18 protein-coding genes and 3 pseudogenes are annotated in these 20,151 nt (G+C 49.4%); 16 read left to right on the forward strand and 5 right to left on the reverse strand.

The genetic code is table 11. The features are described from left to right. Nucleotides 1–225: 225 nt before the first annotated feature. The 4 genes from ACI77B_RS08715 (at nucleotide 226) to ACI77B_RS08730 (ending at nucleotide 4,457) form a co-directional block, all read left to right on the forward strand. Nucleotides 226–1,842, forward strand: a complete 1,617-nt coding sequence (locus tag ACI77B_RS08715) for a DUF438 domain-containing protein (RefSeq protein WP_409336454.1) — start codon at nucleotides 226–228, stop codon at nucleotides 1,840–1,842. Nucleotides 1,843–2,229: 387 nt separating this feature from the next. Beyond that, nucleotides 2,230–3,168 (forward strand): SIR2 family NAD-dependent protein deacylase, encoded by a 939-nt coding sequence (locus tag ACI77B_RS08720; protein ID WP_409336455.1) that lies wholly within the window; start codon nucleotides 2,230–2,232, stop codon nucleotides 3,166–3,168. A 19-nt stretch (nucleotides 3,169–3,187) separates the two neighbouring features. Next, a complete protein-coding gene (locus ACI77B_RS08725; RefSeq protein WP_409336456.1) occupies nucleotides 3,188–3,973 on the forward strand; it encodes a protein-ADP-ribose hydrolase in 786 nt (261 codons plus the stop codon). Nucleotides 3,974–4,010: 37 nt separating this feature from the next. Then, a complete protein-coding gene (locus ACI77B_RS08730) occupies nucleotides 4,011–4,457 on the forward strand; it encodes an Rrf2 family transcriptional regulator (RefSeq protein WP_409336457.1) in 447 nt (148 codons plus the stop codon). A gap of 223 nt (nucleotides 4,458–4,680) precedes the next feature. Here ACI77B_RS08730 and ACI77B_RS08735 read toward each other — a convergent pair whose 3' ends face one another. Then, nucleotides 4,681–5,562: an EamA family transporter gene (locus tag ACI77B_RS08735; RefSeq protein ID WP_409336458.1), complete on the reverse strand. Its 882-nt coding sequence runs from the start codon at nucleotides 5,560–5,562 to the stop codon at nucleotides 4,681–4,683. A 537-nt stretch (nucleotides 5,563–6,099) separates the two neighbouring features. On the opposite strand from ACI77B_RS08735, the gene ACI77B_RS08740 reads away from it, so the two are divergent. The 5 genes from ACI77B_RS08740 (at nucleotide 6,100) to ACI77B_RS08760 (ending at nucleotide 10,155) form a co-directional block, all read left to right on the forward strand. Beyond that, nucleotides 6,100–6,969, forward strand: a complete 870-nt coding sequence (locus tag ACI77B_RS08740; RefSeq protein ID WP_409336459.1) for a uroporphyrinogen decarboxylase family protein — start codon at nucleotides 6,100–6,102, stop codon at nucleotides 6,967–6,969. Between the two features lie 14 nt (nucleotides 6,970–6,983). Next, nucleotides 6,984–7,748 (forward strand): hypothetical protein, encoded by a 765-nt coding sequence (locus ACI77B_RS08745; protein WP_409336460.1) that lies wholly within the window; start codon nucleotides 6,984–6,986, stop codon nucleotides 7,746–7,748. Next, a complete protein-coding gene (locus ACI77B_RS08750) occupies nucleotides 7,726–7,992 on the forward strand; it encodes a TIGR04076 family protein (protein WP_409336461.1) in 267 nt (88 codons plus the stop codon). The genes ACI77B_RS08745 and ACI77B_RS08750 overlap by 23 nt, the downstream gene beginning before the upstream one ends. A gap of 104 nt (nucleotides 7,993–8,096) precedes the next feature. Continuing rightward, nucleotides 8,097–9,437 (forward strand): hypothetical protein, encoded by a 1,341-nt coding sequence (locus ACI77B_RS08755; RefSeq protein ID WP_409336462.1) that lies wholly within the window; start codon nucleotides 8,097–8,099, stop codon nucleotides 9,435–9,437. Between the two features lie 193 nt (nucleotides 9,438–9,630). Next, nucleotides 9,631–10,155, forward strand: a complete 525-nt coding sequence (locus ACI77B_RS08760; RefSeq protein ID WP_409336463.1) for a VOC family protein — start codon at nucleotides 9,631–9,633, stop codon at nucleotides 10,153–10,155. Nucleotides 10,156–10,187: 32 nt separating this feature from the next. Here ACI77B_RS08760 and ACI77B_RS08765 read toward each other — a convergent pair. Further along, nucleotides 10,188–10,595, reverse strand: a pseudogene (locus ACI77B_RS08765) (family 20 glycosylhydrolase); the annotation flags it as partial. Between the two features lie 87 nt (nucleotides 10,596–10,682). Between ACI77B_RS08765 and ACI77B_RS08770 the strand changes: the two are divergent. Next, nucleotides 10,683–11,288: a flavodoxin family protein gene (locus tag ACI77B_RS08770; RefSeq protein ID WP_409336464.1), complete on the forward strand. Its 606-nt coding sequence runs from the start codon at nucleotides 10,683–10,685 to the stop codon at nucleotides 11,286–11,288. A gap of 281 nt (nucleotides 11,289–11,569) precedes the next feature. On the opposite strand, the gene ACI77B_RS08775 is transcribed toward ACI77B_RS08770, so the two are convergent. Continuing rightward, entirely contained in the window at nucleotides 11,570–11,872 is a 303-nt protein-coding gene (locus tag ACI77B_RS08775) for a DUF1805 domain-containing protein (RefSeq protein ID WP_409336465.1), read from the reverse strand. A gap of 99 nt (nucleotides 11,873–11,971) precedes the next feature. Then, nucleotides 11,972–12,163, reverse strand: coding sequence for a hypothetical protein (locus tag ACI77B_RS08780; protein ID WP_409336466.1), 192 nt, complete (start codon nucleotides 12,161–12,163; stop codon nucleotides 11,972–11,974). A 297-nt stretch (nucleotides 12,164–12,460) separates the two neighbouring features. On the opposite strand from ACI77B_RS08780, the pseudogene ACI77B_RS08785 reads away from it, so the two are divergent. The 3 genes and pseudogenes from ACI77B_RS08785 to ACI77B_RS08795 form a co-directional block, all read left to right on the forward strand. After that, nucleotides 12,461–12,877: pseudogene (locus tag ACI77B_RS08785) on the forward strand (5-methyltetrahydropteroyltriglutamate--homocysteine methyltransferase); the annotation flags it as partial. Between the two features lie 88 nt (nucleotides 12,878–12,965). After that, nucleotides 12,966–13,994 (forward strand): annotated as a pseudogene (locus ACI77B_RS08790) (ABC transporter ATP-binding protein); the annotation flags it as partial. A 7-nt stretch (nucleotides 13,995–14,001) separates the two neighbouring features. Then, on the forward strand, nucleotides 14,002–15,918 hold the full coding sequence (locus ACI77B_RS08795; RefSeq protein WP_409337720.1) for an ABC transporter ATP-binding protein: 1,917 nt from the start codon (nucleotides 14,002–14,004) through the stop codon (nucleotides 15,916–15,918). Nucleotides 15,919–17,048: 1,130 nt separating this feature from the next. Here the strand turns inward: ACI77B_RS08795 and ACI77B_RS08800 are convergent. Further along, nucleotides 17,049–17,441, reverse strand: coding sequence for an NUDIX domain-containing protein (locus ACI77B_RS08800; protein ID WP_409336467.1), 393 nt, complete (start codon nucleotides 17,439–17,441; stop codon nucleotides 17,049–17,051). Between the two features lie 321 nt (nucleotides 17,442–17,762). Between ACI77B_RS08800 and ACI77B_RS08805 the strand changes: the two genes are divergently transcribed. From ACI77B_RS08805 to mmuM, 3 genes are all read left to right on the forward strand, one after another. Continuing rightward, nucleotides 17,763–18,719 carry a TSUP family transporter gene (locus tag ACI77B_RS08805; RefSeq protein WP_409336468.1) on the forward strand — a complete coding sequence of 319 codons (957 nt, stop codon included), beginning with the start codon at nucleotides 17,763–17,765 and terminating at the stop codon, nucleotides 18,717–18,719. A 174-nt stretch (nucleotides 18,720–18,893) separates the two neighbouring features. After that, nucleotides 18,894–19,100 (forward strand): hypothetical protein, encoded by a 207-nt coding sequence (locus ACI77B_RS08810; RefSeq protein ID WP_409336469.1) that lies wholly within the window; start codon nucleotides 18,894–18,896, stop codon nucleotides 19,098–19,100. Then, nucleotides 19,101–20,132, forward strand: coding sequence for a homocysteine S-methyltransferase (gene mmuM / locus ACI77B_RS08815; RefSeq protein WP_409336470.1), 1,032 nt, complete (start codon nucleotides 19,101–19,103; stop codon nucleotides 20,130–20,132). It abuts the gene before it with no gap. Nucleotides 20,133–20,151 lie beyond the last annotated feature (19 nt).

Below are 20,151 nucleotides of genomic sequence, written 5' to 3' on the forward strand. Positions count from 1 at the left end.
ATAAGCTGCAGAATGAGGGTTTATCAGCAGTATGAACTGACCATCAGCATGGTGCGTTCCTGCCAGTTGAAAATAAAAGTTTCTTGAGATGTTCAGGATTCCGTGGTCATTACCACGGAATCTTTCTTTCTTATTGGGTATAGTAATTACCGTAAGAGATGAAAAGACGCAGGGCGGAGGATCCGCCGGCAGACAAAATAGAAACCGCAAGAAAGGAAGAGTACGATGAGCAGAATTTTAGATTTAAAGAAAAGTGTTTATGAACTGGTAACGGAATATCCGGAGCTGGCTGAACTTATGGCGGCCCTCGGCTTCACGGAGATCACGAAGAAGGCGGCGCTGAATACGGTGGGCCGGATGATGACGATTCCGAAGGGAGCAGAGATCAAGGATATTGATTTTCATTATGTTGTTTCGGTTCTGCAGAAAGCGGGATTTACTCTGGTGGGCCTTCCGGAGGGCTTCAGACCCTATCCTCATCAGGACAGTGACGATATTTCACAGGCTCCCGCTCAGAAAAGCAGCGGAACGGTTACAGAGCGGGAAGCAAAGCTGGCCGGTTACGTAAAAAGACTCAGCGAGGGCGAAGACCTGGAGAAGGTAAGGGAAGATTTCGTAAAGAACTTTAAGGACGTCGATGCGGCTGAAATCGCAAAGGCTGAGCAGACACTGATTTCCTCCGGTGTTCCGGTCACGGATGTCCAGAGACTGTGCGACGTGCATTCCGCGCTCTTCCACGGCGCAACCAGAACGGAGCAGATTGCCAATGCGGAGAAAGCCGTGCAGGCGTCCCTTCAGGGCCAGAATAAAAAACCGGCGCCGCTGCACCGTCAGGACGGCGCCGATGAGAAATACCACAAGCTCTGCGAGACGGAAGGCCATCCGCTGCAGATTCTGAGACTGGAAAACGACGCCATCAGCAGTCAGCTGAAAAATCTGCGTGCCGCGATGAAATCCGGCGAGGACGTGCCGGCTCAGCTTGACCGCACCCGCCAGATTGCGCTGCATTACGCGAAGAAGGGCGATCTTCTGTATCCGCTTCTGAAGAATAAATATGAATTCTCCGGCCCGTCCGATGTCATGTGGAGTGTGGACGATGAAATCCGTGACGATCTGAAAGTCCTGGCAGAAGACCTTCAGCGCGATTCTTCCATGATCCGCGACAAGGCCTGGAATTCCCGCATGGATGCTGTTCTGACCCGCGCAGAAGAGATGGTCTATAAAGAAGAAAACATTCTGTTCCCGCTCTGCGCCAAGTTATTCTCTGAGGAAGAGTGGAAGCAGATCGCAAGAGACCACCAGGACTACGAGCTCTGCCTGATCAATGAAGCACCGGTCTGGCAAGAGGCTGTCAGCGAAGATAAGGTGCTGACCGCCGCATCCTATAACGGTCAGAAGACAGGCGAGGAGCTGGCTGCGGCTAAGGGTGCAGAGGCGAAAGGCTCAGATCAGGAAATCGTTTTCGGTTCCGGTCACATGAACAGGGATCAGCTTGAAGCCATGCTGAATACGATCCCGATGGAAATTACCTTTATCGATGATCAGAACATCAACCGCTACTTCAACGATAACGGCGAGCCAAAGCTGTTCAAGCGTCCGCTGATGGCCCTGGACCGTGAAGTTTTCTCCTGCCATCCGCCAAAAATCGAGCCGATGGTCAGAATGATCCTGCAGGAATTCCGCGATGGAAAAGAAGATTCCGTAGAAGTCTGGAACAGCCGCGCAGGCGAGCCTGTGCTGATCCGCTACATGGCCGTCCGCGATAAAGAAGGAAACTACCTGGGCACGATGGAACTCGTTCAGAGAATGGGCTTCGCCAAAAAACACTTTGATGAAGAGTAAAGTGGAAAATAAAACGGAAGAGTCTGGAAGCCGGTATTCATGCAACAGCATGAATAAATATATGGAAAAAAGTCGGGAAATCTGCTTATAAGAGCCTTTTCCCGGCTTTTTTCTTGTCGTCTATTCCTATTCGTCAGACGACAACAAGATTCACGTCGGCACGTGGAATCATGATAGCGAAGTCTCCAAAAACTTGTAACAAACCGCTTGACAAGCATTATGTAATAATATATATTACAATCATAAGATATATAAAGCAATAAATCCTGATGGAGAATAACCAGCAGGAAAAAGCGGTGGAAAAGGCTGAAGGCTGCGGCCTGTCTGGAATGGCGCCCGATTGCGCGGAATCCGGACCAGCACCAAAATCAGAAAGGAAGTGCGGTGATGTTTGAAGAGCTTTTTACAGGGGGAAGAACAGTAACAACAGATAAGCGCTCGTACGAGCAGCAGATTGCGCTCTTGAAGGAGCAGCTGGAAAAGGCAGATGCTGTGGTAATCGGTGCGGGAGCGGGCCTTTCCACGTCGGCAGGGTTTACTTACGGAGGAGAGCGGTTTATGAAATATTTCCGGGATTTCCATGAGCGGTATGGAATCCGGGATATGTATTCCGGAGGATTCTATCCATTCGAGCGGCCGGAGATTTTCTGGGCCTGGTGGAGCCGGGCGATTTACTTCAACCGTTATGTGAAGATCCCATCCGACGTGTACGACAACCTGCACAGGCTCGTTCTTGATAAGGATTATTTTGTCCTGACCACCAATGTCGACCACTGCTTCCAGAAAGCCGGATTCGATAAGAAGCGTCTGTTCTACACGCAGGGCGATTACGGCCTCTTCCAGACGGAGGACGGAAGAAACGGAAAGACCTATGATAATCAGGAATGGGTGGAGAAGACCATGGAAGCACAGGGATTCGTCCACGGAAGTGACGGATTCTTCCAGCTGCCGGAGGACCAGCCGCTGAAGATGGAAATTCCGACGGAACTGATTCCAAGAAGCCCGGAAGACGGAAGTCCGCTGACCACGAACCTGCGTGTCGACTCCGCTTTTGTTGAGGATGAGGGATGGCACCGTGCGGCAGACCGCTATGAGGATTTCCTCAGAAGACACAGGAACCTGCATGTGCTTTATCTCGAACTCGGGGTTGGCATGAACACGCCGGTGATTATCAAGTTCCCGTTCTGGCAGTATACGATGAAGAACAAGAATGCGTTCTATGCCTGCGTGAATTACGGAGAGGCCGCCTGCAGTGAGGCGATCTCAAACCGCAGCGTCTGCCTGGACGCAGACATCGCCCGGGTGCTCCGCGACCTGCTGGCATAGGATAGGAAAGGAGAGGGACATGACACAGACAGAAAGAAGAATCTGGCTGATCCGTGCGCTTCAGCAGGAGATGCCGGAATATGCAGAGGTTGAAATTCCAGAAGATGAACAGGGGCAGCGCTGGCTTCTCCGCGGGCTGATGAACGTCCGCATGCCAGGCCCGGCGTCTGATGAATTTCTGAAGGTGCAGAACGCCTATCTTCAGCAGCGGACAAAAGAAAAAGGCCAGGTGGATCCGGAGGGGCTGACCCCGTCATCCCTTGATCCCCGGCTTTATATCTGGCAGGGGGACATCACCCGCCTGGCGGCAGACGCCATTACCAATGCCTGCAACAGCAAACTGCTGGGATGTTTTCAGCCGAACCACAACTGCATCGATAACATCGAACATACAATGGCGGGTGTACAGATGCGTCTGGCCTGTTATAATATGATGCGCAGGCAGGGACACGATGAGAGAACCGGAGAGTGCAAGGTCACTTCCGGATATAACCTCCCGGCAAAATATGTTCTGCATACGGTCGGACCGATCGTGCAGGGACCGCTTACAGCAAGACACAGAAGTCAGCTGGCATCCTGCTACCGGTCATGCCTTGAAGCAGCATCCGCTCACAGCTGCAGAAACGCGGCCTTCTGCTGCATTTCTACCGGTGTGTTTATGTTTCCGAAGAAGGAGGCCGCAGAGATTGCGGTAACGACGGTACGGAAATGGCTGGATGACCACCCGGATGCGCCGCTTCAGAAAGTGATCTTCAATGTCTTTAAGGACAGTGACCGGGAAATCTATGAGCATCTGCTTGGATAATTAAAGATATTCCATCTGCAGGAGAAATGGAGGGTTTATGCAGATATCAACCAAATTCACAATCGCAATTCACATTCTGACCGCAATAACCTATTTTTCGGATGATTACGAGATAACCAGTAAATTTCTTGCCGCGAGTGTGGGCAGCAACCCGGTAATTATCCGGAATCTCATGTCTAATCTCAGAGAGGCGGGGATCATCGAAAGCCGTCAGGGAAAGAGCGGCGCCAAAATTACCCGTCCGCTGGATCAGATCACATTCCTGGACATTTACCGCGCAGTGGAAACCGGCAGCCAGAAAGAACTGTTCCACTTTCATGAAAATCCAAATCCGCTGTGTCCGGTTGGCCGGAATATTCATCAGAGCCTGAATCAGACACTGGAAGAAATTCAGGAGAAATTTGAGACGGAACTCAGCCGGCATACGATCGAGGATGTGTATGATTCAACTGTCGATGTGATCCGGAAAGAAAAAGCTGTGTAGAATGTACAAAAGAGTTTTATTTACATTAATGATAAAGATGATGGATGATTTCGGATTTGGTCATATTTGATCTGACCCAGCGGACGGAAACCATACTGCCGGGTAACTGACCTGTCACATCAGGAGGTGTGACAGGTCAGTTTTTATCGTCTTTACGTCAGACGACGACAAGATTCCCGGGCATCCGCCCGGCGCTTCAGTGCCGGAATGGCTGAACTTTTTATCATTTCCGCCGCAGCGCTTCTTTCACCGCCTGCGTATTCGGCAGAATAATTCCGATCAGAATCAGTGCCATGCCGGCCCACTGAAGCGGGGCAACGGATTCATGGAGAATAAAAAATGCCATGAGCATGGAAACCGGAAGTTCTGAGGATGACAGAATGCTGCCCAGTGCCGGGCCGGTGTGAGGCATTCCGACCGCGTAGAGAAAGGGCGGGAGGGCGATTCCGAGAATGCCGAGGATGATCGTAAGCGGCAGCATCGGAAGATAGTGCATGGGTGCTGCAAGAAATTCCGGCGGATAGCAGATCATGATCAGTATAAATCCGCCGGTGGTCATGATGGTGCTTTTTTCAACCGGCGGGATGCCGACACCCACAGTCCCGCTGAACAGGATCATTGCAGCATAAGAAACGGCGGAGAGCAGGCCCCAGATAATGCCGGCTCCCAGCTGAATCGTTTCGCCAGAATTGATTACACCCGCAGCAAGCAGTGATCCTGCGATCAGGATTGCTACAGCTGCGAGTTTTCTTTTTGACGGCAGTTTCCGGTATAGAATGGTTTCAAACAGGGTGTCAATCCAGATGAACTGAAACAGCAGAACAACAGCAAGGGATGCCGGGACGGTTTCCAGACATTTATAATAAAAGATCGAAGTCAGGGAGGTAGGAATTCCGCAGAGCAGGAGCTGCAGGGCCTGCCTCTTGCTGATTCTCACTTTGTCCGTAAAAAGAAAAGCCAGCCACATGCAGATGATCCCGATAAGGTACTGGCTGCTGATGACAGCCGACTGGGAAAAGCCGCGGCTGTACGCGGTTTTGATGAATGTGGACAGCATGCCGTAACTGCAGCCGCCGGCGAAAACGGCGAAAATATAGCGGATCATAAAAACCTCCTGAAAATGATAATCTGAAAGTATTCTAGCAGATGCCGCCATGCACAGCAAGCGGGAGCAGCCGGGGGCGCCCTGGAAAGCCAGTCTGCAGTGACAGCTCGGACAAACAGATGTAATCTGCGAAGGGAGTAAATAATTACCCACTTTTGTGCTGATTTCTGCGCCCACTCAAGTCAGAGTTCGGCGTTTTGTGGTAAGTATGTGATGAAATTTACGGAAGTTCGGCAAAAAGTAAAATAATCAAGATTATGACGGACCAGAAAAATACGGGGTCAAGTACAATGAATAAACATAATATATATAGTATGAATATCTATTTGATAAAAACGGCAGTGGTTTACTATGAATACAATTGACGGGAACGCAGCTAATAATTACGATTAAAAAGGCTGGTGATGCGTGTTAAAATATACCCATAACAGCAGAAACAACTTCTGAACCAGAACCGGCCGGTATGGATAATCCGGCGCAGCAGCAGTCAGTGAATATATGTGATGATTAGAATCATGAAAAGAAGGAGAGAACAGCATGCAGAAAATCAGGAACTATAAATGCAATTATTCCAATTCCGTAGGAATCAGTCCGGAAGTAACGGACGGTCTGGATCTGGATTTTCCGGATGCCTACAAGCATCGGGAGACGATGGCGGTCTTGGCGAAAGCAGTCAAAGAACACGATCATGCGGGATTCTGTCTTTTGCCGTTCTGCCGGACGGTGGAAATTGAGGCAATGGGCGCAGCCATTAATTACGGAAATGCGGTAACGGGGCCGCGCGCGGCGGAGCCGATCTGTGATTCCATTGATGATGTCATGAGGCTGCCGGATATCGATTTCTCAAAGGGTAGAATTCATGAAGTGCTGGAGGCCTGCAGAATTCTTACAGATGAGGGTGAGCATGTATGTCTGGAAATTACCGGTCCATGGACGCAGCTGACTTCCATGATGGATGCAGGCAAGGTGTTCAGAGCTGCCCGCAAGCAGAAAGAGGATCTGGTTAAAGCCATGACGAAACTTGAAGATCAGCTGATTAAATATGTAGAAGAAGCGAAAAAATACGGAGTGGAAATCATTACACTTTCCGATTCGGCAGGAGCGGTGGACATTCTGGGACCGCGCATGACGGCGCAGTCCGCGGAGGATATCCTCTATCCATTTATGAAGAGACTGGAAGAACACATCGACGATTCCCTGATCGTACAAGTCTGCCCAAAGCTGGCTCTTGCCCTGCTGGATACCGGATTTGCGGAGACCCGCGTGCATGATTTCGGCGGTTCCGTGGACTTTCTGGAAGCGATGTTGAAAATGCGTGGAAAGGTAAAGTTTGCCGGCCAGGTCTGCATTAAGAATATCGGCGTTACAATTGCAAATGGACAGTTCCAGGAACTGGTCCTGAAATAGGAAGGAAATGATTCATGAAAAAACCGTCCCTTAACCAGACTATGGTGATCCTGCTTGCTGCGGGAGCCTGCGTCTATGCTCTTCAGATTCTGGTTTTCCATGATCCGCACACGACATTTTTCTATCTGATGCAGGATCTCGCGTTTATGCCGATTACCATCGCCGTTGCAACGCTCATGGTCGGAGAGGTCATGAACCGGAATGAGCATCGCCAGCAGATCGCGAAAACCAGAATGCTGACCAGTTCGTTTTTTACGGAAATGGGAGAAAAGCTGATGCTGATCCTGCTGCAGTCCATGTCGAAGGGCTGCAGTCTGACGGAGTTTACCAGCACAACAATGGAGTGTGACGCCGATGTCAGACGTCTGCAGGAACACATAAAACAGATCGATTTTTCCGTGAATATTACGGAAGATGCCTATAATCAGTGCAGGGAGCTGATCCTGAGCCACCAGACCCCGCTTCTGGTTCTGGCATCCAATCCGATGCTGATGGAACACGAGCAGTTTACCGACCTGCTCTGGGGAATTTTCCATCTGATCGATGAATTCAGACTCCGGGGTGAGTGGAAAGATATTCCGGCTGAAGCCAGAGGCCATCTGGAAGATGATTTTTCCCAGGTTCTCCAGAGTCTTATGGTGAACTGGGTAAGCAACGCGCGCTATCTGCGCACAACTTACCCGAACTATTACGCTGCGGCAAGAGATTCTTACCGCCATATGGATGAAGAGCGGGAGCAGGAGAAAGGAGACCATAATGCCCAGACGACCGAAAATTAAAATTACCGTTACCGACCGCAGGGGAAAGCTGGGCTGCCACCGCGGTCACCACGTCGGAGAAGTGTTCGATTTTGATGAAGACCGCGGAAAGATCTGCCCGATGGCGATGCACTGCGCATTCCCCTACATCGATATTCTCCGCTATGGCGGAAACATCCCGGGTCAGCCAGAGGGAACAGCGGAATTCTGCTGTTCCGATGCCGACACAATTATGGTTTTTAAAGCAGAAATCACAGAGAAGTAAATTTTCAGGGGCCGCGGCATGGGAAATTTCCCATGTTTCGGCCTCTTGCCGTTTTGCCTTTGTCCCCCGGTTGTGTATAATGAAGGCATGGAGGAGATGAGAACATGATGAATCAGCATAGAGGCGCACGCGCAGTGGCGATTCTGCTGACCCTGTCGTCGGCGCTGTTTATGTCGGCCCCGGCCTATGCGGCAGATACAGCGGCAAAAAGTACCGGTGCGGCGGTGAAAATCAGCAGAAGCGTGTTCAAAACTACGAAAACGACAAAGAAAACGAGTAAGAAATCGACAAAGAAGACCTCAAAAAAGACGAAAAATAAGAAACCGGCAAAGAAAAAGGCAAGAAAACAAACCGGAAAGACGAATAAGGCTGTAAAGAAGAGTACGGGAAACGGACTGAAGGATTACAATGGTAAATATTACACGGGTGATTCCGACGGGTTTGTCTGCATCGGAAAATCCATGTACGCGCAATTTTCCAGCATTGATCATTCACTGGCCAGCGGGACATACGATGTCCGGAAGCTCCGCCTGACGCGCTGGAAGTGGATCGATGGAAAGCTTACTCTTCTGGATGACACAAAAAAAGTTCCCGCGTTTTCCAATCTCAGATTCCGCCATCCGAATGACCTGACAACGGATGGAAAGAATCTGTATATCGCGGACGTATCCAAACGGATCTGGAAAGTGAATGCAAAGCAAGTGTTCTACGGCGCAATTCCTAAGGAAATTGACATGAATACACCGGATAAGATGCGGATCAGCAGCATTACCTATGATAAATCCAGCAAAACCTTCCTGATCTGCAAAACCGCGGATAAGAGCGACACAATCCAGAAACAGCCGGACGGAGATGCCATCGACTTGGGAGATTTCACCTATTATGTCTGCAAGGAACAGGATAACGCGGACGGTACTTCAGAAATGGTGCCGTACAACGGGAAGACGTTTTTTGATGACACGAACAGCTTTACGCTCAGTTTCCGCGTAGACAAGCCGAGTCAGTATCTCAGCGATCTGGTAGGAAACGAGAAGTATCTTTCGATTTACCAGTCCGGTGCTTATTATGAAAACGGAACACTGTATTCCGGACTCTGCATCAAGAGGCTGGATGATGACAACAGCGGGCATTCCACAGCTATCAACGCCAGCGTTATTATGTCGACGGCAGGCGTGGCCATCGGACCGGACAGCATCATCTTCAATCCGGTGCAGGAATGCACGGCTTTGAGAGATCCGAATGCAAAGGCCAAAGTAAAGAAGTCTTTTGAGCTGGAGGGCCTCTGTAAATACTACGGGTCATCCTCGAAAGGCGCAATGTACGGAATCGTAAGAGAAAAGGAAAATACAAACGGCGGTCCGGGTGTCCGCAATAACATTTATGACTTTTCCAGCGGCAGCGGCATGAAATACCGCGCGGTATCGAAACCGACACAGGATAAATAATGTCCGGGGAACAACTCCCGGGCAACGCAGAAAATGTATGCCCGGGGAAGCTGCTTCAGGGAGCAGAGATTGAGAAATACAGAGGGAATAAATTGATCACAATCAGAGATGCAGAAATTCAGGATGCGTCCCGCATTCTGGAAATATCGGCACATTCCATCACTGCGGCAGCAAGTTCGGCCGCTGGTACGACATGATCTGGATGGAGAAGATGATCGGGGATCCGGTCAGGGCTGAAGAAAAGCCGGATCCGCTGATTCCATACCCGGAGCTGAAGAGAGGAACAGAAAGAAAGGAAGGACAAAATCTTATGAACAAGGAAGAAAAATTAATTACTGGCATTCACCACGCTGCACTTCGCTGCTGTGGAGAAGAGGAAATGAATAAGGCTGTCGCATTCTACACCGATGTTCTGGGCCTGACCGTCAAGCGCCGCTGGGGAAGCGGAACAGAGAGCGGCTGCATGGTTGACGCCGGAAACGGCCTGATCGAGTTTTTCGCAGATGCCGAGCCGGGAAGAAAGGTCGGACCGGTGGATCATTTTGCGCTGGCAACGGATCAGGTCGATGCCTGCGTGGAAGCTGTACGCAAGGCCGGATTCCCAGTTACCATGGAGCCGAAGGACCTTGTCATCGCCAGCAATCCGCCGTTTCCGGTCCGGATTGCCTTCGTAGAAGGCGCGGCAGGAGAGTCCATCGAGCTGTTCTGCGAAAAATAATTCCCGGAGGTCCTGTAAGAATCGATTTCTGGGATTAGAGAGACATGATACGCTGATGCGTAAGAGGCCAGCTCTTTTATCTGCCTGCTGCTTAAAAATTTCTTCCCGGATGCCGGATTGGTGTAAATGCCGTTTTTGCAGGCTGCGCAGGAAACAGTCTGATGCAGGATCCGGCTTTCGACTCCATAGTTCTCATTATCGGATACATGCAGCTGAAGATAACGTCCACCTTCCCGGCTGACCATGCGGATCAGGGATTTTATGGTGCTGACGGGGTAATATCTTCTGGCAACGTCCAGATTAAGTCCTGCAGCCGCGGGGCTGCGGGAATCCCCTTGCGCATTGGATTTTGTCCCATAAGAGGCAGGAATAAAAACGGAACAGGTAGTTAGAATTGCAGAAAAAACAATGCAGCATATCCGTCTGAAATGGAAAGTCATAATGTCTGCTCCTCAGATTGGTTTGTTGTATCAGGCAGTTTAAGTATAACACAGACAGAAAAATACGTGCAGAAAGAAGGAGTGGAGATGAAGCGAATCTGCTGTCTGAAGGGCAGCCCGCGAAAGAAAGGAAATACCAATACGCTGACGAAAATCGTCACGGACAGGTTGAGAAATGAAGGCGTTGGAATCGATGAGTTTACGCTTTATGACATGGATATTAAGGGCTGTCTGGCCTGCCGCTGGTGTCAGAAGGACTGGACGCAGGTCCGCTGCATTCAGAAGGACGACATGCAGAAAATCTACGATTCCATCATGAACAGCGATCTGCTGCTCTTGTCCACACCGATCTATCTCTGGTACTGCACGGCGCCGATGAAGGCGGCTCTTGACCGGACGGCGTATGCGCTGAACATGTATTACGACGGCGATATCGGACCGTCACTGTGGGCGGGAAAATCCGTTGCAATTATTTCCAGCTGCGGCTATCCGGTGGAGAAGGGCGCAGACCTGTTTGAAGAAGGCGTAAAGCGCCTCTGTAAACATTCCCGGCTGACCTACCGCGGCATGCTCTGCGAGCGGCATAAGAACCTGCAGCTGCCCTTTATGGACGAAGAGAAGCAGGAGCATGCGGAGAAATTTGCAGATCAGATCCTGGGATGGCTGGGCAAAAAAGAACTGGACAAGGAGTAAGCCGGTCGGTGTTTCTGCCCGCGCTAATGGTCATTGCAAGTGGTCGTTTATCCATGTTTAACGAGATGCCTGCGGCCCGGACAGCATGCAAAACTAGAGCGTTGACCTCTTTTCGGATAGGGATTCCCGATCGATAATAATTCAGAAACGTAAAAAACAGACGGAACTGATCTGTACAGCTGATTCTGTGCATTGAGAATTCCGTCTGTTTTTAATTTTTTTCGAGTCCATGCGGACGTGATTTACCGTAAATAAATTCTGCAAACCTTCTGTTCCGAGGCTTACTTATTCAGAACTGCAGCAGCCTCTGCTCCGGTCATGCCTTCCTTGACGCCGGCTTCCTTTGCCGCTGTCGTCATGCCCTTGATCGGATTTTCCAGAACAGCCTTGAAGTCAGCTCCGCCCACCAGAACGGCTGCATCGCCGAATTTCTCCGCTGCGTCGATGTTCAGGTATCCGCACATCAGATAGCCGGCCTTGCACTGAACGACGATCATATTCGGATGACCTTCTCCGCCCGGAGCGCACAGCATAACTCCCTGAGCACTAGTTCCTTTTACATTCAGCTGTTCAATCTGCATCATAATAATTCCTCCCCATAAAGTATTATTTATTGTTAATTGTGTTTCAATTCCGCTATTAGTATAACATACTCTGGGCGTTTTGGATGAAAAGTTGATGGTTTATGCGGTGAGGCGCTTCAGAATCCGGATGTATTCTGAAGTCAGTGCGGAAGGACGGATCTCTTTCGGTAGAATGTATCCCAGCTGCATGTAATCATCGACCTTCAAGGGGCGGGCCACGATGTTCGGCCCGTTCAGTTCCTCGCTGATGATTCCGCTGCAGATGGTGTAACCGTTGAGTCCGATCAGCATGTTAAACAGGGTAGCCCGGTCACAGACTACCAGATCCTTATCCCGGAGGGCTTTCCGGATGACGGTTTCGTTGTAGCGGTTCAGCTAGAGAACACCAATTTCACTCCTGAGGTGCGCCACGTCTTCAATAATTTCCCAGGTCTGGGTTTCCCGCATATGAAATTCGTAGCGGCTGCTGCCTGTCTGCTTCAGAAGCTTCACAAAGGCTTCCACTACAAAGGAGTAATGCTGTGAGGAGACGCAGAAGTGGAGCTTCCCGCTGCCTTTCCCTTTATAGCGCTCGTCCAGAAGCCAGGTCTGCTCCAGGATCTGACGGACAATACCCATATCTGCCGCGGTAATTATCATTCCACCTACGCCTGCAGCGGTCCGTATGATACGGTTGCACCGTACGTTTTCGCAAAAGAGAATGTCAATGCCTTCTATCTGGAGTTTGATGATGAACGTTCCGGAAGTTTTGACTGCCTGGCACAGGTTCCGGATGGAAAAAAGGTCGTTCTGGGACTGATCACAACCAAGCGCCCAGAGCTTGAGGATAAGGAGGCCGTTATCCGCAGAATCCACGAAGCGGCGAAATTCGTTCCTCTGGAGAATCTCTGCCTGAGTCCGCAGTGCGGATTCACTTCCTGTGAGATTGGGAACAAGCTGACTGCTGAGGAGCAGTGGAATAAGCTGCGCCTGGTAAAGGAGATTGCAGAAGAGGTCTGGAAATAACCAGGAGAATACAAAAGCGGAGATGATCTGCATTGTATTATACCATATACATATTCATTCGCAGCCGCATGTGCAGAAGATCTTGTGCATGCGGTTTTTCATTTCTTTTGGTTCAAGGGAAATTATTGTGTATCAGGGGAAAGTCCTGGATATCGGACAGTTTTCGTCTCTTCTAACCTACAACTTTCAGATCCTTGCGTCCTTGATGATGCTGTCGATGATTTTTGTCATGGTTACTTTTGCCGCAGAATCTGCAGCCAGAATTGCGGAAGTTCTGCAGACAGAGAGTGATCTGACATCACCGGAAAACGGCCTGACGGAAGTCGCAGACGGCTCGATTTCCTTTAACAATGTCAGCTTCAAGTATGAGAAAGACGCAAAACGTCCGGTACTCAGCGATATCAGCCTGGACATTCACTCCGGTGAAGTGATTGGCGTAATCGGAGGAACCGGTTCAGCCAAATCATCTCTGGTCCAGCTGATTCCAAGGCTGTATGAGGCGACAGAAGGAGAGGTCAGGGTCGGCGGAAGAGACGTCCGGGACTACGACCTGGTCACCCTCAGAGATAATGTCGCGATGGTTCTGCAGAAAAACGTACTGTTTGCCGGGACAATCACCGATAACATCCGCTGGGGAAATGAAAGTGCCACGGATGAAGAAGTCCGCGAGGTCTGTCACCTGTCCTGCGCAGATGAATTTATCGACCGCATGCCGGATGGATACAACACCTGGATCGAGCAGGGCGGAAGCAATGTGTCCGGCGGACAGAAACAGCGTCTGTGCATCGCGCGTGCTCTTCTGAAGCGGCCGAAAATCCTGATCCTGGACGATTCTACATCAGCAGTTGATACGAAGACGGATGCGCTGATCCGCGCGGCCATGCGTACCTATCTGCCAGATACCACCAAAATCATTATCGCGCAGAGAACGTCCTCCGTTGAAGACGCAGACCGGATCGTCGTCATGGACAACGGCCGGATCAATGCGGTCGGAACGAGTCAGGAGCTTCTGAAGAGCAATAAGATTTACCGGGAAGTTTATCTTTCCCAGAATAAACAGGGAACAGAATCCATTCCGGATGACGAAGCGAAAAGAAAGGAGGGAGCAGATGAGTAAGAAAAAGATGGAGGAAAAACAGAACTCCGGATACGGCTCTGTCGTACGCCGGCTGTTTAAAATGCTGAGAGGATTTTACCCGGTCCTGCTTCCTTGTGCGATTATCCTGATCATTTTCAATGCGATCGTTTCCGCGGTTCCATCGATTTTCATTCAGAAAGTCGTTGCGGTTCTTCAGGTCTGCTGGAATCAGCATCTTCCATGGAGTCAGGCAAGACCGCAGATCATGAAGCTGGTCGCCATTCTGGCCGTCATGTATGGCTGCTCCCTGATTGCTGGAATTGCCTACAACCAGCTCCTTGCGATTTTTACCCAGGGATCTCTGGCAAAAACAAGGAACAAGATGTTCGACCACATGCAGACGCTGCCGATCCGGTATTTTGATACCAACAAACATGGAGACATCATGTCCTATTACACCAACGATGTTGAAGCCCTGCGGCAGATGATTTCCCAGTCCTTCCCGCAGCTTCTGTCTTCTCTGGTGATCATCCTGACCATCCTGTGTATCATGTTCTATTACAGCATCTGGATGGCGCTGATCATCATCGCGGGATCCGTGGTCACGATTACCATCACAAAGAAAATCGGCGGACGGTCTGCCAGATACTTCATCGCCCAGCAGAAATCCGTGGCGGATACAGAAGGTGTGATTGAAGAAATGATCGGTGGAGAGAAAGTCATCAAGGTCTTCAACCATGAACCGCAGGCAGAGAAGGCCTTTGATAAACAGAATGACGAACTGTACGAGGCAGCCTATAAGGCAAACAAGTATTCCAACACCCTGATGCCGATTCTGAACAACGTCAACTATATTCTGTACGTCATCGTTGCCGTTGCCGGCGGTCTGATGCTGGAGTGGCACGCACATAATGTGAGCATCTCCGGACTGCCGTTTTCTATCGCGGTCATCGTACCGTTCCTGTCCATGTGCCGCCAGTTTGCCGGAAACATCCAGCAGGTATCCCCGCAGATCAACTCCGTCGTCATGGGCCTTGCCGGGGCAAAAAGAATTTTCCGTCACCTTGATGAGGAGTCGGAAGAGGACAAGGGGACCGTTGAACTGGTACGGGTAAAGCAGCTGGGTGACGGAAGCGTTTCCGAAGTCCAGACGGTCAATCCGCACGACCAGGAAAGTTTCTGGGCCTGGAAACAGACCAATGGAGACGGTGGAGCTCAGTACCGCCCGATGAAAGGCGATGTAAGACTGGAGCATGTGAACTTCTCCTACGAGGCAGGGAAACCGATCCTGCATGACCTGACCCTCTACGCAAAACCAGGACAGAAAGTCGCTTTCGTCGGTGCCACGGGTGCAGGCAAAACAACAATTACCAACCTGATCAATCGTTTCTATGATATTTCTGACGGAACGATTCTGTACGATGGAATCGACATCCATCACATTCAGAAGCCGTCACTGAGAAAGTCACTGGGCATTGTCCTTCAGGAGACCGTTCTGTTTACCGGAACCGTCATGGATAATATCCGCTACGGAAGACTGGACGCGACCGATGAAGAGTGTATCGAAGCCGCAAAACTCGCCGGCGCCGATGATTTCATCGAGCGTCTTCCGGATGGCTATCAGACCATGCTGAGCGGAGACGGATCCACACTGTCACAGGGCCAGTGTCAGCTGCTCGCCATTGCCAGAGCCGCCGCAGCAGATCCGCCGGTCATGATCCTCGACGAGGCAACCTCTTCCATCGATACACGTACTGAGCAGATCGTTCAGAAGGGCATGGATGCTCTGATGAAGGGCCGCACCGTATTCGTCATCGCGCACCGCCTGTCGACAGTTAAGAACTCAAATGTTATCATCGTCCTGGATCATGGACGGATTATCGAGCGCGGAACCCATGAACAGCTGCTGGATCAGAAAGGCCAGTATTATCAGCTGTACACCGGTGCGTTCGAGCTGGAGTAAATGAATTAATAACCCAATATGTCAGAGGAGGCCGCAGCAGCGAATTGCAAAATGTGATTCGTGGCTGCGGCTTTTACTTAGTTGACTCTGGTTGCAATAATAACTGTAAATTCTGTCAATTCGTAGATACAGGTCTCGATTATGATGAAATCAGAACGCAGTTTTGCTATAAAAAGTCGGGAAAATCGGTCCAAAAATGTCATTTCCCGACCTTCAGAAAATATAATTGTATACGATCCTGCACGAATTGTATAAAAATAAAATAATATGCAAGTATATACGCACCGCTGGCATGATAATCATGGTTAGTATATATGGCAGAGCGGGAACGGGCAGTGATTGAAAACAATCGTGATCCCAGAAGACCATATCTTCGGAAAAATCGTCATTTCAGGGTATTTTTCCGAAGTTCACAACTTTGAAAGGTCGGGAAATCGACGGTTTGAGCATGCTTTCCCGACCGTCATCTGCGTCGGGTCGGGAAAGCATGCCTTCAGATCGCTGTTCCCGACCATTTTCAGGTCCTTTGTATTAAAATCAGTGGAATAATCTATGTATAAGTATATTGTATACACGAGTAGTCCAGTTATAGAGAGTGTTCCGGTCAAAACCCGTTGTAGAGATTATTCCTGTACGGTTTCCCTTATTCAGACCATTTCTATAATGACCCGTTTTCTTAATACGCTATTACATCGACCCGTTTTCAGACTCGTTTTACTCGATAGTTTCTATTTTGCAGTTTCCGGTTTACAACAAAAACCTGCTGAAAGATGCCCGGTATCAGCCAGAACGCTCTCAGCAGGTTTCATATATACATGGCCGGAGAAGAGATGTTATTAATCCACAGAAAAATTATCTTTAAGGAAATCCGTAAACCTTTTTCAGCGATAAACCAGGTTCTCGGATTCCCGCATGACATCTTAGCATTGCGGACTCTTCAGTAGTCCAGTACTGCCTAAAATCCGGCACGATTTATGCCTGGGAGAATGATCGCTCCCGAATTACAGTTTCAGCTCTCTTGCCGCTTCTACGGCATCCATAATCCGCTCATAGTGGAGAACGCTGTCTGTTTCCTGCAGCTTCTGGATGTCTTCCGGTGATGCCATGCGGAAATCCAGAACTTCGGATTTCTAGATCCTTATATCGGACGGCTGAAAATCAGCATGGCAGAGATAGATGTCGCAGAAATAGTTGTCGCCGCTTTCCGGCTCATCGTTGCGGTAGGTCAGAATGCGCTGCCGGGTGCAGGAACTGAGGTCCAGTCCGGTTTCTTCTCTTGCTTCGCGGAGCATGGCAGTTTCTGTGGATTCTCCGGCATCGACACCGCCTCCCGGAATTTCCCAGGCACCTGCTGCCCATTTCTTAGTCAGTGCACGGCGGGTCAGGAGGAACTGACCCTGTGTGTTTTCAATGAGCGCAAGGGCATAGAGCATGTACTCGTCCGGCTTCAGCTTTTCCATCTGACGGTCAATCTGTTTTCCGGTGAAGTTACGGCTGCTGTCATATACATCAATGGATTCCATAATTGTATTTTCCTTTCTTATATCTGTAAGACAGATACAGACTACCATAATTCCGTGAAGGAATGGCAATGAATTTCAAATTAATTTGCTTTACATCTGGTACAATTGCAACTAAATCTATTGACAAATATTAATCAATGAAGTAGACTTTGGTTTAGAACATGGTACAAAACTCGTTCTAATTAAAAAATGAGAAATTTGTGTATGTGATGAGTTGTATGTAATTAACTCAAATTAATTAAGTAAGACTATAATATTCGCGGATATCATTAAATTTAGAAAGTTCAAAATTGCTTATCATGCAAATCGAAGGAGGACAAAATGACTGCAACAACAATTTTGAGAATTCTCTGTGTCATCGGGATTATTTTTGATGTCGTTCTGCTTGCAAGAGGCGTTCATAAGCAGAAACAAACACCCGAGGGAAAAGCGGAGTGGGATAAGCAGAAAAAATATTGGAAATGGAACAGTTTCATGGTCGGCCTGGTGCCAAATTTCTTTGATGCACTGGGAATTGGTGCATTTGCACCGCAGTCCGCATTAATTAAACTGAGAAAATCCTGTGATGACATTAATATACCGGGAACAATCAATGTTGGTAATACACCGGCGGTACTGGTAGAGGCGATATTGTTTTTCGGACTTGTATCTATTGACCCGGTAACATTGATTTCCATGCTGGTAGCAGCAACACTGGGATCCCTGATCGGAGCTAAAATTGTGACTAGATGGAACCGTACAGCTGTCCGCTATGGAATGGGGATCGCACTGATCGGACTAGGTCTGATCATGGCCTGCAAACAGGCACAGATCGGACCGTTCGGTGTTACAGGAACGGCGCTCAGTCTGCATGGGACCAAGCTTATTGCTGCGGTTGTCTGCAACTTCATTCTCGGGGCTCTTATGAGCCTGGGTGTTGGACTATATGCGCCATGCATGGCACTAGTTGCACTTCTCGGCATGAATGTAAAGGCTGCATTTCCAATTATGATGGGAAGCTGTGCTTATCTGATGGCATTCGGAAATGCTCCGGTATTCATCAAGCAGGCACGTTATGACATGGTTGCATCGATTGGAGATTCCATCTTTGGATGTGTCGGTGTTCTGCTCGCATATTTCGTTGTACGTTCACTGCCGCTGAGCATTCTCACTTGGATGGTAATTTTTGTCGTACTCTTTACGGCAGTATTGTTCTTAAGAGATGCAAGAAAAGATACTCTCGCCAGGAGGGCCGGACAGCATGTAAAAGAGTATCCAGAGGAAAGCATGGCAAGTTAGCCGGAGAAAAACATCACCTTTCGAAAATTCTTTAATAGGATTATTGAATATACGCATACAAACACAGGGGTCGTCGGTTTTATCCGACAGGTTCCTGTGTTTCTTTCTGAAATGCGGCAGATGATGGTATAATAAAGAGGTTGTTACTGATTAGGAATAAAAGGAGAGTTAACTATGCTTGAAATGCTGCTCAGACAATATGAAGAAACTTTCGGCGAACCGTTTCCGCTGCTGAAGGTGAAGGGATACAGGGAAATCGATGTCATCAACATCGTTTATGAATGCATTAATACGAACAGCCCGTATTATAACGGAATGCCGATTCCAGAAAACAAATTCCCAGATGCGCCTGGCCTTAATAAGGTAAACGAGGAACTGTAAATGCTGGTCATTGACGGTTCTATGTCGACAGCTCTGGAAAAGCTGGGCTTTCCGATAAAAAACGGCGGACTCTGGACAGCCGAGGCGCTGATCAGAAGTCCGGAACTGGTGAAAAAGGTCCATCTGGATTATTTCTGGGCAGGAGCGGATATGGGAATCAGCTGCAGCTACCAGGCTTCCATGAAAGGACTGAGGGAGCACGGTTTTACCAGCAGGCAGGCAGAAGCTTTGATCCGCCGGTCAATGGATCTGTTAAAAGAAGCCAGGACCGAATTCTGGCAGGCTTACAAGGAGACTGACGCGGAGACGTCACAGGAGTCCGGAATCATGAAACACAGAGATCAGCCCGAAGCGGATAATCCAGTTAATCAATCCGGGGCAGGCACATCCGGAGAAACGTCTTTTTCACGCCCGTATCCTCTGGCCCTGGGCTCCTGCGGTCCCTACGGCGCCTATCTGGGAGACGGCAGTGAATACCGGGGGAATTACGGAATTTCAGATAAACAGCTGCTGGCCTTCCATCGTGAACGGGCAGAAATTCTTCTGGACTCTGGCTCTGATCTGCTGCTGTTTGAAACCGTGCCTTCCCTTCATGAGGCAGAAATCGAGGCTGATCTGGCAGAATCTCTTCATGCCGATTACTGGATCAGTTTTTCCTGCCGGGACGGCCATCATACCAGTGAAGGCCAGACCATTGCAGAGTGCGTGAAGCTGTTCTCTGACCGCGGGCGTTTCCCGGGGCTGAAAATGATCGGAGTCAACTGCACCCTTCCAGAATATATCAGCAGTCTGATCACCGAATTCCTTCCATCCGGACTTCCTGTGGCAGTTTATCCAAACAGCGGAATGGTTTACGACCTGCGGAGAAAAATCTGGAAAGGGAACGGCAGTCCGGGAAAGTTCCATGATTATGCGCTGGAATGGTATAAACTGGGCGCATCTGCGGTCGGCGGATGCTGCACAACCGGGCCGGATCATATCCGTGCCGTGAAAAGCGCGCGGGATCAGCTGATCCGTGAAAGAGAAAAATAATTATGACTGCCGGACGGAT

Origin of the sequence: Eubacterium sp. F2, assembly GCF_046244355.1 — a bacterium.
Taxonomy (GTDB): domain Bacteria; phylum Bacillota; class Clostridia; order Peptostreptococcales; family Anaerovoracaceae; genus Aminicella.